The organism is Streptomyces hebeiensis (assembly GCF_052983195.1).
This window is the reverse complement of record NZ_CM129812.1, coordinates 2,811,126-2,823,621: the sequence shown is the minus strand read 5'-3', so window position 1 is coordinate 2,823,621 and position 12,496 is coordinate 2,811,126. Positions and strand designations below refer to the sequence as shown.

At 70.1% G+C, this 12,496-nt stretch carries 10 protein-coding genes; 7 read left to right on the top strand and 3 right to left on the bottom strand.

Going from position 1 to position 12,496, the window contains the following annotated elements; all coding sequences use genetic code 11:
• Window positions 1-83: 83 nt before the first annotated feature.
• Window positions 84-995: an RDD family protein gene (locus tag ACU6P3_RS12265; protein WP_447197165.1), complete on the top strand. Its 912-nt coding sequence runs from the start codon at window positions 84-86 to the stop codon at window positions 993-995.
• Window positions 996-1,083: 88 nt separating this feature from the next.
• Here the strand turns inward: ACU6P3_RS12265 and ACU6P3_RS12260 are convergent, their stop codons facing one another.
• The gene (locus ACU6P3_RS12260) at window positions 1,084-1,395 is read right to left on the bottom strand and encodes a hypothetical protein (RefSeq protein WP_447197164.1); all 312 of its coding nucleotides are present in this window, start codon (window positions 1,393-1,395) and stop codon (window positions 1,084-1,086) included.
• Window positions 1,396-1,883: 488 nt separating this feature from the next.
• Between ACU6P3_RS12260 and ACU6P3_RS12255 the strand changes: the two genes are divergently transcribed.
• Complete coding sequence (locus ACU6P3_RS12255) at window positions 1,884-4,301, top strand: immune inhibitor A domain-containing protein (protein WP_447197163.1); 2,418 nt, start codon at window positions 1,884-1,886, stop codon at window positions 4,299-4,301.
• Window positions 4,302-4,426: 125 nt separating this feature from the next.
• A complete protein-coding gene (locus ACU6P3_RS12250; protein WP_447197162.1) occupies window positions 4,427-4,732 on the top strand; it encodes a hypothetical protein in 306 nt (101 codons plus the stop codon).
• Window positions 4,733-4,860: 128 nt separating this feature from the next.
• Here the strand turns inward: ACU6P3_RS12250 and ACU6P3_RS12245 are convergent, their stop codons facing one another.
• On the bottom strand, window positions 4,861-5,454 hold the full coding sequence (locus tag ACU6P3_RS12245) for a nicotinamidase (RefSeq protein WP_447197161.1): 594 nt from the start codon (window positions 5,452-5,454) through the stop codon (window positions 4,861-4,863).
• Between the two features lie 342 nt (window positions 5,455-5,796).
• Entirely contained in the window at window positions 5,797-7,257 is a 1,461-nt protein-coding gene (locus ACU6P3_RS12240; RefSeq protein ID WP_447197160.1) for a nicotinate phosphoribosyltransferase, read from the bottom strand.
• A 235-nt stretch (window positions 7,258-7,492) separates the two neighbouring features.
• On the opposite strand from ACU6P3_RS12240, the gene clpS reads away from it, so the two are divergent.
• From clpS to ACU6P3_RS12220, 4 genes are all read left to right on the top strand, one after another.
• The gene (clpS, locus tag ACU6P3_RS12235) at window positions 7,493-7,798 is read left to right on the top strand and encodes an ATP-dependent Clp protease adapter ClpS (RefSeq protein ID WP_030748833.1); all 306 of its coding nucleotides are present in this window, start codon (window positions 7,493-7,495) and stop codon (window positions 7,796-7,798) included.
• Complete coding sequence (locus ACU6P3_RS12230) at window positions 7,798-8,394, top strand: DUF2017 domain-containing protein (protein WP_447197159.1); 597 nt, start codon at window positions 7,798-7,800, stop codon at window positions 8,392-8,394. Before clpS ends, ACU6P3_RS12230 begins: the two co-directional genes overlap by 1 nt.
• 474 nt (window positions 8,395-8,868) lie before the next feature.
• Window positions 8,869-10,362 carry an amino acid permease gene (locus tag ACU6P3_RS12225; RefSeq protein ID WP_447197158.1) on the top strand — a complete coding sequence of 498 codons (1,494 nt, stop codon included), beginning with the start codon at window positions 8,869-8,871 and terminating at the stop codon, window positions 10,360-10,362.
• 510 nt (window positions 10,363-10,872) lie between these two features.
• Window positions 10,873-12,402 carry an alanine/glycine:cation symporter family protein gene (locus ACU6P3_RS12220; protein ID WP_447197157.1) on the top strand — a complete coding sequence of 510 codons (1,530 nt, stop codon included), beginning with the start codon at window positions 10,873-10,875 and terminating at the stop codon, window positions 12,400-12,402.
• Window positions 12,403-12,496 lie beyond the last annotated feature (94 nt).

Here is a 12,496-nt window from a genome sequence, read left to right as displayed (position 1 = left end):
TCGGCTGGGCGGCCCGGGCCCGTGTTCCTCCGAACGGCGGCACGCCGGGTGCGGGGCCACGACCGGCACGGTGCACTGCCCCCATGAGCAATGATCAGCCGCCGCCCGGTGAACCGCCCGAGGACGATCCGTTCCTCAAGAGACCCCGGCCGCCCCGGCAGCCGGACGAGCGTCCGGGGCCGGGGGGTTCACCGGGCGGCGGTCCCCCGCCCGAGCCTCCCGGAGAGGCCGGCCCGGCGGGTCCCGCAGGCCCGCCCGGCTCTTCCGGCCCGCCGGGCTCGGAGGCCACCCCGCCAGAGCCGCCGCCCGGGCCCCCGCCGGGTCCGCCGCCCGGCTCCCCCTACGGTGCCCCGTACGGCGGCGACCACCCGCCGCCCGCCTCTGGACCGTACGGCTCGGGACCGTACGACTCCGGGGCCTTCGGCGGCGGCCGGTACGGCGAGGACCCGCTGGCCGGGATGCCACCCCTCGCGCCGTTCGGCAAGCGCTTCCTGGCCCGGCTGATCGACGCGTTGATCATCTTCATCCCGCTGGCGCTCATCTCGACCTTCGCCGGCGGCGGCTGGACAGCGACGCCGAACAGCGGCTCGAGCGGGACCTGGAACGACTTCTCCGCCCAGGTGAACACCGGCCGCCAATGGCTGTGGTCGCTGATCTCGGTCGTCGCGTTCGTCGGCTACGACACCCTCGTGACGCGGAAGTACGGCCAGACGCTCGGCAAGCGCTGGCTCAGTCTGCGTACCGCGATGCTCAACGACGGGTCGGTGCCGGACACCGGCTCCTCGCTGGTGCGGGCGCTCGTGCTCTGGGTGCCGGCGCTGGTGTGCTGCTTCTGCGTCTGGTGGTTCATCATCATCGTGTCGATCGCGGGCAGCAGACCGTACCGGCAGGGGCTGCACGACAAGGCCGCGCGGACGGTCGTGGTGACGACGGACCAGGACCAGGGACAGGGCCGGGCGGCCCGCCCCGGACAGGGACAGGACTACGGCCCCTAGAGGCACTACGGCCCCTAGAGGCACTACGGCCCCTGGAGACGCTGCGGCCCCTGGAAGCGGAAGCAGGCGGCAGCCGTCCCGCTACGCCTCAGCGGCGCAGCGAGTGCCGCTGCTCGGCCGGCACGCCCTCGCCGCTCGCGCCGACCCGCTGCCCGGGCACCCGGATGTCCCTGGCCTCCGTCTGTGCGGCGCCACGGCGTCCGTACGCCGCGCTCCGCGCCGGCGACCTGCCCGGCAGCGTGAGCACCATGGTGACCAGGAGGCCCAGTGCGAGTGCGGCGATGCCCGTCATCGCGATGCCGATACCGGTGGTCGTACCGGAGAGCAACAGGATGACGAGGGTGGAGCAGACGACGGTGGCGGAGCCGTAGGCGATCTGTGCGGCAGTCGGACGCGGCATGGCGGAAATCCGTCCCTCGGGGCATGGAAAGTCGGGGGTGGCTCTCGGGGGCGACTCGGGGATTTCCCGGGTCAATGGTGCCTATGGGGCCTGTGGTGCCTATGCGGGGGGTATCCGGGTGTCCCGGGCTGTCTCGCGTGATCGGACGCGTAGTTCGCAACTCGGTCGCACTGTCAGCCGACTCTACGACGCTGGATGCCCCGACGGAATGCGACGTATGCGTCGGCCGTCCACCACCCCCGTTGCACGGGGGGCGCATCGAATCACCCCGCCCGCCAATCGGCCGATTTCATGCGCCTGTTGTCCGAAATTCGCCATGCCCGGATAGTGAAGCTCCGTGGGCGCATAGTGCAGTTGACCAGTTCAAGTCAAGGACTGTTTTTTCTCCGGCGACTCCGGTCGAATGTCGTCACTGATGACGCGCATACGCGCGCGGATCCCCTACTCCCTGGTCCGCGGACCGTATGCGCCGGGGAGGACAACACCAAGTGATCAGAAACCGACGTGCGAGACGCGCCTCGGCCGCGCTCGTGGCCCTGGCCGCGACCGCCGCGACCGCCTCGGCCTTCACCACCTCGGCCCAGGCGCAGGACAATCCCGCCTCCGGCCCGTCGAGCGTCGAGCGCCGTGACCCGGCGCCCCAGGAGGGCCGTGTCGAGCACGACCTGGAAGGTCCGTTCAGCAAGCAGCAGGAGCAGCAGCGCGAGGCCGCGCTGAAGCAGGTCATATCCGGGGACGCCAAGCCGGAGAAGCGCGGCGGCTCGCAGGTCGTCAAGCTCGGCGGCAAGAAGTACGTCGAGCTGGGCCGGGAGAAGACCGACAAGATCTTCACCATCCTCGTCGAGTTCGGCGACCAGGTCGACGACACCACGATGTACGACCCGGACGGGCCCGACGGCCCGCAGCCGCCCGTCGAGAAGTACGGCGGCGACCCCGGTCCGCTGCACAACCAGATAGCCGAGCCCGACCGCAAGGTGGACAACTCCACCGCCTGGCAGGCCGACTACAACCAGCGGCACTTCCAGGACTTGTACTTCGGCGAGGGCAAGGACGCCAAGGGCAAGAAGAAGGAGTCGCTGAAGACCTACTACGAGAAGACGTCCTCCGGGCGTTACTCGGTCGACGGCGAGGTCTCCGACTGGGTCAAGGTCCAGTGGAACGAGGCCCGTTACGGCTCCAACTACTGCGGAAGCTCGACCTGCGCCAACGCCTGGGACCTGGTGCGCGACGGCGTCAACGCCTGGGTCGCGGACCAGAAGGCGCGGGGCAGGAGCGACGCCCAGATCAAGGCGGACCTCGCCCAGTACGACCAGTGGGACCGCTACGACTTCGACAACGACGGCGACTTCAACGAGCCCGACGGCTACATCGACCACTTCCAGATCGTCCACGCGGGCGAGGACGAGTCGGCCGGCGGCGGCGTCCAGGGCGAGGACGCCCTGTGGGCGCACCGCTGGTACGCGTACGGTACGAGCGCCGGCAGCTCCGGCCCCGCGGACAACAAGGCGGGCGGCACCCAGATCGGCGACACGGGCATCTGGGTCGGCGACTACACCATGCAGCCGGAGAACGGCGGGCTCGGGGTCTTCGCCCACGAGTACGGCCACGACCTGGGCCTGCCCGACCTGTACGACACCGCGGGCGGCGAGAACTCCACCGGCTTCTGGACCCTGATGTCGTCCGGCTCCTGGCTCGGCACCGGCCGCAACGAGATCGGCGACCTGCCCGGCGACATGACCGCGTGGGACAAGCTCCAGCTCGGCTGGCTGGACTACACCACCGCCAAGGCCGCGACGAACTCCACGCACAAGCTGGGCGTCTCGGAGTACAACACGAAGAACCCGCAGGCGCTCATCGTCGAACTGCCCAAGAAGCAGCAGACCACGACCGTGGTGAAGCCCGCCGAGGGCACCCGGCAGTGGTGGAGCGGCATGGGTGACGACCTCAAGAACACCCTGACCCGGCCGGTCGACCTGACGGGCAGGTCCGCCGCCGCGCTGGAGCTCCAGGGCTGGTGGGACATCGAGGCGAACTACGACTACCTCTACGCCGAGGTGTCCACGGACGGCGGCGCCAACTGGACGCCGCTGGACGGTACGGCGAACGGCAAGGCCATCACGCGCGACGCCGCCGACAAGCCGGCGCTGACCGACGTCTCGGGCACGCACCAGAAGCTGGTGTACCCGCTGGACGCCTACGCGGGCCAGAAGTTCGACCTCCGCTTCCGCTACCAGACGGACGGCGGCGTGGCCGGCAAGGGCTTCACGGCGGACGGGATCAGCCTGACCGCCGACGGCGCGCCGGTGTTCACCGACGGCGCCGAGGGCGACGACGCGGGCTGGACCGCGAACGGCTTCTCGCGGATCGGGGAGTCCTTCACCGAGGACTACGAGCAGTACTACATCGCGGAGAACCGCCAGTACGTCTCGTACGACACGACCCTGCGGACCGGCCCGTACAACTTCGGCTTCACCGCGCCGAACGACAACAAGGTCGAGCACTACGCGTACCAGCCCGGTCTGCTGATCTGGCAGTGGGACACCTCGCAGGTCGACAACAACACCAGCCGGCACCCGGGTCAGGGTCTGATCCTGCCGATCGACGCCCACGCCAAGCCGCTCAAGTGGGCGGACGGCACGCTGATGCGCAACCGCGTCCAGGCGCACGACTCGGCGTTCAGCTGGTGGCCGACCAAGGGCTTCACGCTGCACAAGGCGGACCAGCCGACGCGCGTCGCGCCGCAGCTGGGCGTGCCGGTCTTCGACGACCGCAAGGGCACGTACTGGAGCGAGGAGAACAAGACCGCGAGCGTCAGGGTTACTGACACCAACACCAAGATCAGCATCATCAGTCAGCCGCTGGACGGGCTGACGATGACGGTCAAGGTGGGACCCTCCGGTAAGTAACCGAAGGTAATCGCAGGTCACAAGCGTGATCGGCCGTCGCCCTCTAGCGGGCGGCGGCCGTTCGTGTTTAGGTGCGTCCTACGAACTCTTATTGACACGGGGTCTTACGGGAGGTGTGGGAACCCATGGCGGGCGGAGGCTTCAGCAGACTCCCCAGCGGCACGGTGGTGGTGGCACTGACCATGCCCAGCCCGGCCGCCGACGGCGGTACGGTCCGGGTCCTGGTCCACGCCGCGAACCGGGCCCGCGCCCTGACCCGGCTGCGGAACCTGGGTCTGCGGGCGGTCTACCTGAGGGGCAACGCGGACCCGCCGACACCGGACGAGATCACCGCGGTCCTGCACCACCCGGACGGCGTGCTGTGGCGCCGCACGGGCCCGGACGCGCTGGCCCAGCTCTGGCAGCCGATCAGGGCGACCCCTTCTTTCTGAGGGCTCGGTTCGCCTCCGGGGCGCTCGCTGTACCCATCAGCGGCCTCCGGCCGCGGGCACTGTCGACGGTCGACCGTGCTCGGTTTGCTCGTACCTCACAAACCGAGCCCTGAAAAAGGGGGGAGCCCTCACACCACCGGCTTGCCGGTCAGCCGTACCCCCGCATCCCGCAGCTCGCCCAGGGCGCGCTCCGTGGTCTCCGGGCTCACCCCCGCCGTCAGCTCCAGCAGCACCGTCGTCGTGAAGCCCTCGCGGGCCGCGTCCAGGGCCGTGGCGCGGACGCAGTGGTCCGTGGCGATGCCCACCACGTCGACCTCCGTGACCTCGCGCGCCCGGAGCCAGTCGGCGAGGCCGACGCCGTTCTCGTCGGTGCCCTCGAAGCCGCTGTAGGCCGCCGAGTACGCGCCCTTGTCGAAGACCGCGTTGATCCCGCCCGAGGCGACCGCGGGCGCGAAGTTGGGGTGGAAGCCCACGCCCTCCGTACCGGCGACGCAGTGCACCGGCCAGGAGTGGACGAAGTCCGGGACGGCCGGCGGTACCGCGAAGTGGTCGCCCGGGTCGATGTGGTGGTCGCGGGTGGCGACCACGTGCCGGTAGCCGGCGCTCGCCTGGCCGACCAGATCGGTGATCGCGGCGGCGACGTCCGCGCCCCCGCTCACCGCGAGGCTGCCGCCTTCACAGAAGTCGTTCTGAACGTCGACGACGATCAATGCGCGGTGCATGGCGGTAGTCCTTCGAGATGGGGGGACGGGCTACGAGAAGAGAGACGGGGAGAGACGGGGCGGCGGGGAGCTGGAGGCGTACGAGCAGTGCGGACGCGGACAGACGTGAAGGTGAGGGTAAGGAATCCGGCCGCCTTGCGGGAGGGGGTACGGCACTCGTATCTCGTACCGCGTCCCTCGTCCTTCATACGTACACACGTATCTCACGCTTACCCGGTTCTCACACGTGCCCGCGCGGCCATTCCAGGCGGGCGGGGAAGCAGGAGAGGCCGGGGCGGCCGGTAGGTAGGCCCGAGAGGCCCGAGAGGTCCGGGAGGTCCGGGAGGTCCGGGAGACCGAAGGTCATTCCCGGGCGGCCTCCGTTCCCCGCACGTACTCCGTCGGGAGCACCGGCTCCCCCCGCGACAGCTGCGTCGCCGACAACGGAAGCCGCGCCCGCGCCGCGATGTGCCGCTCGCGGACGGTGTCCAGCGACTCGCGCGCCACCACCTCGCCGCCCTTGACCAGCTGCACCAGCAGCTGCCGGTCCAGCAGCTCCGGCGGTACGGCGCCGGTGCCGATCACCTCCGCCTCGGCCGTCCCCTCCGCGTCCGTCCGCCGGGCGGCCCACTTGCGGCCGCCCATCGACGTCTTCGCGCCCATCGACTTCTTGGCCACCGGCAGGAGGGGCGCCTTCGGGTCCGCCGACCGGGCCCGGGCGACGATCTTGTAGACCATGGCGCAGGTCGGGTGCCCGCTGCCGGTGACCAGCTGGGTGCCGACCCCGTACGCGTCCACCGGCGCCGCCGCCAGCGAGGCGATGGCGTACTCGTCCAGGTCCGAGGTCACCACGATCTTGGTGTTCACCGCGCCCAGCTCGTCCAGCTGCTGCCGTACCCGGTGGGCGACCAGCAGCAGGTCGCCGGAGTCGATCCGGACCGCGCCCAGCTCGGGCCCGGCGATCTCGACGGCCGCGCGGACCGCCTCGGCGACGTCGTACGTGTCGACCAGCAGCGTCGTCCCGCGCCCCAGCGAGTCCACCTGCGCCCGGAACGCGTCGCGCTCGCTGTCGTGCAGCAGGGTGAAGGCGTGCGCGCTCGTCCCCACCGTGGGGATGTCGTAGCGGAAGCCGGCCGCCAGGTCCGAGGTCGTGTCGAAGCCTCCCACGTACGCGGCGCGGGCGGCGGCGACCGCGGACAGCTCGTGCGTACGGCGCGCGCCCATCTCGATCAGGCCGCGGCCACCCGCGGCGGACGACATCCGGGAGGCCGCCGCCGCGATCGCCGAGTCGTGGTTGAGGATCGACAGGATCACGGTCTCCAGCAGCACGCACTCCGCGAAGGAGCCCTCCACACGCAGGATCGGCGAGCCGGGGAAGTACACCTCGCCCTCCGGATAGCCCCATATGTCTCCGCGGAAGCGGTACGACGCCAGCCAGTCCAGGGTCCGTTCGTCCACGATCTCCCGCTCCCGCAGGAACCGCAGGACGTCCGCGTCGAAGCGGAAGTTCTCCACGGCGTCCAGCACGCGGCCGGTGCCCGCCACGACCCCGTACCGGCGCCCCTCGGGCAGCCGCCGGGTGAAGACCTCGAAGACGGAACGCCGGTCGGCGGTACCGGCCTGAAGCGCCGCACGAACCATCGTCAGCTCGTACTGGTCGGTGAACAGCGCGGTCGACGGCACGTCCACCGGTAGCCCGCCACCACCACCCTTCTGAGGATGCGCTTCGCGCGCTTCTCCTTCTGGTAGTCCAGCTCCGCTCTGGGGACGCCCTTCGAGCGCTTTTTCTCCCGGCAGCCCCAGGCCCTGGTCCGCAGTGTTCATACGACGATGCTACCCCGCATACTCGTCAGTCTGACGATTTCGCAAAGCCGTTTGTGCGGCAGGGCCCCGTGGGTGGCAGCATGGTCATGTGAGGCTGTGAAACCGGCGCGCGCGAAGCCGGCGGTCCCGATACGGCGTGCGCGACGCCGGTCCCGGCAGACTCATGGCAGGTCCCGGTCACAGATCCCGGCCATGTCCGCACGCCCCCCGGCAGAGAAGAAGGTCATCCCGCACCGTGAGTGTTGCTCCGACTGAGATCGAACGCCCCGAATCGGCCGAGGAGACCTTCGCCGTCCCCGAACCCGATGTGCCATGGGTGACGATCGTCCACAACGATCCGGTCAATCTCATGAGTTACGTCGCGTACGTGTTCCAGACCTATTTCGGCTACCCCAAGGACAAGGCGCACAGGCTGATGCTGGACGTCCACCACAAGGGCCGCGCTGTCGTCTCCAGCGGCAGCCGGGAGGAGATGGAGCGCGACGTGCAGGCGATGCACGGCTTCGGGCTCTGGGCCACCCTCTCCCAGGACCGCGTCTGATGGCCGGGTACTTCGAAGCGATCCCGGGCGGCGGGGCGGCCGTCGCGCTCGACGAGGTCGAGGTCTCGATCCTGCGCTCCCTGGCCGTGCAACTGCTGGAGCTGATCGGACCGGGCGAAGAGCCTGCCCAGGGCGAGGACCCGCTGGCCGCGCTCTTCGCGGAGGGGCCGAGCGAGCCGCCGAGCGACCCGGCGCTGGCCCGGCTGTTCCCGGACGCCTACGGCGACCCGGACGCGCCGGACGAGGACGACGAGGAACTGCGGGGGTATTCGGCGGAGTTCCGCCGGTTCACGGAGAACGACCTGCGCGGCCGCAAGCGCGAGGACGGCCTGGCCATGGTCCGTACCCTCGACTCGCTCAGCACGGTGGGCGAGGGCGGCGCCGTCCTGAAGCTGACCCCGGAGGACTGCCTGCACTGGCTCGGCGCGCTCAACGACCTGCGGCTGACGATCGGCACCCGCCTGGACGTCTCGGACGAGGACGAGGGCGGCGAGCTGTACCGGCTGCCGGACTCCGACCCGCGCAAGCCGATGGTGATGGCCTACCTCTGGCTGGGCGCGCTCCAGGAGACGCTGGTCGAGACGCTGATGCCCTGAGCCGGCGCGTCGAAGCCCCTCACGCCCGACCCACCGGAGCGCTCTCCCTCAGGGCCGCAGTGCGCCCGGGCCGCGGCGCGCCCGTGCCCGGGCCACCGGAGCCCGCACGGCCGGGACGGGGATGCCCGGGGCGGGGACAACGGCGCCCGGCTGGTCCACGGCGGCTCCGCCGCCCCCCGCGTCCGCTCAGCGGAGGCTCAATTCCCGATAACGATCCCGTCACCACTTTGGTGAGGTTTGTCACCTGGCGGGGCGTTTTTTCCGCTTCTTCGTGTGTCCTGTGACACGGTTGTGCGACGAGGTGCGCGCGCCCGGCGTGATAAATCTTCTCGATCCCCCGGGGGCTCCACCCCTGTCCCCGGGGGTGTTCACGCCGGCCGACCGCCGGTCGCACTCCAACCAGTCCGGGGGGATCAGCAACCGATCCGCGGCCGGCAAGCGGCTCGGATCGGCGTGGAGAAAGGGCGCAGGACCATGACCTCTCCGCAGGTCGACACATACGGCGGCGACAGGCCCACGGGCGGGACGACCGGCGCCCGCGGCGGACCGCCGGGCGGCCCGGCCGAGGAGGGCTACGAGCGAGGGCTCGGCAGCCGCCAGGTCCAGATGATCGCGATCGGCGGTGCCATCGGCGTCGGCCTGTTCATGGGTGCCGGGGCGAACATCGCCAAGGCGGGGCCCAGCATCATCCTCATGTACGCCCTCGCCGGCGTCATGATCTTCTTCATCATGCGGGCGCTCGGTGAGCTGCTCCTGTACCGGCCGGTCTCGGGCTCCTTCGCGGAGTACGCCCGCGAGTTCCTCGGCCCGTTCATGGGCTTCGCCACGGGGTGGACGTACTGGCTGATGTGGGTGGTCACCGGCATGGCGGAGCTGACCGCGGCCGCCATCTACATCCACTTCTGGTTCCCGCAGATCCCGCAGTGGGTCAGCGCCCTCGTCTTCCTCGTGGTGCTCTTCGGCGTCAACCTGATCTCGGTGAAGATCTTCGGTGAGGTCGAGTTCTGGTTCTCGATGGTCAAGGTAACCGCGATCATCGGCATGATCGTCATCGGGCTCGGCGTGCTCACCCTCGGCTTCTCCGACGCCGGTGAGACGGCGCGGGCCTCGAACCTCTGGGCCCACGAGGGGTTCTTCCCGACGGGTATCGGCTCCAGCCTGATGACCCTCCAGGGCGTGATGTTCGCCTACCTCGCCGTCGAACTCGTCGGCGTCACCGCGGGCGAGTCCGAGAACCCCGAGAAGACGCTCCCCAAGGCCATCAACACGCTGCCCTGGCGCATCATCGTCTTCTACGTCGGCGCGCTGACCGTGATCCTCGCCGTGGTCAAGTGGACCGAGTTCTCGGCGGGCACCAGCCCCTTCGTCTACACCTTCGAGAAGATGGGCATCCCGCTCGCGGCGGGCATCGTCAACTTCGTCGTCCTGACCGCGGCGCTCTCGTCCTGCAACTCCGGCATGTACTCCACCGGCCGGATGCTGCGCGACCTCGCCGCGAACGGGCAGGCCCCGCAGGCGCTCGGCCGGCTCAACGTCCGCAAGACGCCGGCGCTCGGCATCACCGTCTCCGTGGTGCTGATGGGTATCGGCGTGGTGCTCAACTACATCGTGCCGGAGAAGGCGTTCGGCTATGTGACCTCCGTGGCCACGGTCTGCGGCATCTGGACCTGGATGATGATCCTCGTCAGCCATATCCGCTACCGGCGCGGCGTGCGGGCGGGCCGCCTCCCGGCCTCGTCCTTCCCGGCCCCCGGCGGCAGCGTCTTCAGCTGGGTCGCGGTCGCCTTCCTGACCGGCGTCACCGGCATGATCGCCTACGACCAGGAGGCGCGGGTCTGCCTGTACGTCGGCGCCGTGTGGGCGGTCGGTCTGCTGATCGGCTGGCAGTTCCTGAAGCGGAACGACCCGGGGCAGGCGCGGGGGCCGGTCGTCGCGGGCGCGGCGCGGAAGCAGCGCGTGCGCGGATGAAAGACGCGTGGCGCTCGCGGTGACACGCCGCGCATCCGCGCCGCTGACGATGCCGACGAGGCCGGAACGCCCCGGACCGCCGAGAACCGCCCACGCGGAATCTCACGCGCACGGTCCGGGGCCCGGTCCGCCACCCGGACATTTCCCCGACAGCCGCCCCGCGGTCTCCCGCCGTTTGCTCAGCAGGCCCTCAAATCGGTATAACGATGAAGTCACCAGCCGCCACGCCCTTTCGGGTAACGGCGGCTTTTTCGTGGTTTGGCGGCTTCTCGCCCCGCTTCCGCTCTCCAGGATCTCTGGGTAAGACTGCACACTCCGCGACCGGCACCACCCCAGGCCGGGCGGCGAAAGGCCGGCAGACCGCCGCCGCGCACCACCAGGGCACCCGTCCGGTCCAAGTCCGTGGACCAGGTCGCCTTCGCTCGCCGATCGGACAACGGCGTTCACTCCAGTCCGAATCCGCGCTCGCCGCGCCACGCGCGCGGCAAGCCCGTGCCATGAGGTAGCCAGATGTCACTGGAATCCATGACCGAGACCGTCGACGCGAAAGTCAGCGCCTTCTTCGAACCCGTAGCCACCTGGCTGACCGAGGTCGTCTTCTACACCGTCCCCGTCGCGGGCACCGATCTCCCCCTCATCGTCGCCTGGCTCGTGATAGCCGGGCTGGTGTTCACCACCTGGTTCGGACTGCTCCAGGTGCGCAAGTTCAAGCTCGCCCTCGACGTGGTGCGCGGGAAGTACGACGAGAAGGGGGCGGCCGGGGAGGTGAACCACTTCCAGGCCCTCACCGCGGCGGTCTCCGGCACGGTCGGCCTCGGCAACATCGCCGGTGTCGCCGTCGCCGTCAGCATCGGAGGCCCGGGCGCGACCTTCTGGATGATCCTCTGCGGCCTGCTCGGCATGGCCACCAAGTTCGTCGAGGTCACCCTCGGTGTGAAGTACCGCGAGGTCCACGCCGACGGAACCGTCTCCGGTGGACCGATGCACTACCTCCCGAAGGGACTCGCCGACCGCTTCGGCGCCCGCGGGGCGACGCTCGGCAAGATCCTCGCCGGCCTGGCCTCCGTGATGATCCTTTTCTTCGGCCTCTTCGGCGGCAACCTGCTCCAGGTCAACCAGAGCTACGAGCAGCTCGCGGCCGTCACCGGCGGCGAGGACGGCTTCGTCGGCTCCTCCGCGGGCGCGATCCTCTTCGGCCTGCTGATCGCCGCGCTCACCGGCCTCGTCCTGCTCGGCGGGATCCGCTCGATCGCCTCGGTCACCAGCCGACTGGTCCCGGCCATGGCGGGCCTCTACATCGTGGCCTGCCTGGTCGTCATCCTGGTCAACATCAGCGCCCTGCCCTCCGCCGTCGCCACGATCGTCGAGGGAGCGTTCAACCCCGAAGGCGTCGCCGGCGGCATCATCGGCGCGCTGATCGTCGGCTTCCGGCGGGCGGCCTTCTCCAACGAGGCCGGTCTCGGCTCCGCCCCGATCGCGCACTCCGCGGTGAAGACCAAGCACCCCGCGAGCGAGGGGCTGGTCGCACTCCTCGAACCGTTCATCGACACCGTCGTCATCTGCACCATGACCGCGCTGACGATCGTCATCGCCAACCCGGCCAGCTGGGCCGAGGCCCGGGCCGGCGAGGACATCGGCGGTGTCACCATCACTTCGGACGCCTTCGAGACCGTCCTGCCGTGGTTCCCCTACGTGCTGACCGTGGCGGTCCTGCTGTTCGCCTTCTCCACCGTGCTCACCTGGGGCTACTACGGCCTCAAGGCGTGGTCGTACCTCTTCGGCCGCAGCCGGGCCAGTGAGACCGTCTTCAAGGCGATCTACGCCGTCTTCGCGGTCACCGGATCGCTGCTGACGCTCTCGACGCTCATCGACATGGCGGACGCGGCGCTCTTCCTGCTCTCCGTCTTCAACATCATCGGGCTGTACCTGCTCGCCCCGGTGGTCAAACGAGAACTCAACGCCTTCCTGGAGTCCGTCCGCGAGCGGAAGTCGGCAGTGGACGACGAGCAGGACGAGAAGGCTCCCGCGTCGGTCGGCTGAGGGACTCGGCAGGCCGGGACCCCACACCGCCCGTCCCGGCCGTGCCGGGACGGGCGCCGGGTCCGTGCTGGTGCTCAGCGGCCCCCGCCGAGCC

Excerpts from the sequence above, each read along its gene's own strand:
- ACU6P3_RS12220 (WP_447197157.1), top strand. The coding sequence starts at position 10,873 with ATGTCACTGGAATCCATGACCGAGACCGTCGACGCGAAAGTCAGCGCC.
- ACU6P3_RS12240 (WP_447197160.1), bottom strand. The coding sequence starts at position 7,257 with ATGAACACTGCGGACCAGGGCCTGGGGCTGCCGGGAGAAAAAGCGCTC.
- ACU6P3_RS12245 (WP_447197161.1), bottom strand. The coding sequence starts at position 5,454 with ATGCACCGCGCATTGATCGTCGTCGACGTTCAGAACGACTTCTGTGAA.
- ACU6P3_RS12230 (WP_447197159.1), top strand. The coding sequence starts at position 7,798 with ATGGCCGGGTACTTCGAAGCGATCCCGGGCGGCGGGGCGGCCGTCGCG.
- ACU6P3_RS12250 (WP_447197162.1), top strand. The coding sequence starts at position 4,427 with ATGGCGGGCGGAGGCTTCAGCAGACTCCCCAGCGGCACGGTGGTGGTG.
- ACU6P3_RS12260 (WP_447197164.1), bottom strand. The coding sequence starts at position 1,395 with ATGCCGCGTCCGACTGCCGCACAGATCGCCTACGGCTCCGCCACCGTC.
- ACU6P3_RS12265 (WP_447197165.1), top strand. The coding sequence starts at position 84 with ATGAGCAATGATCAGCCGCCGCCCGGTGAACCGCCCGAGGACGATCCG.
- ACU6P3_RS12225 (WP_447197158.1), top strand. The coding sequence starts at position 8,869 with ATGACCTCTCCGCAGGTCGACACATACGGCGGCGACAGGCCCACGGGC.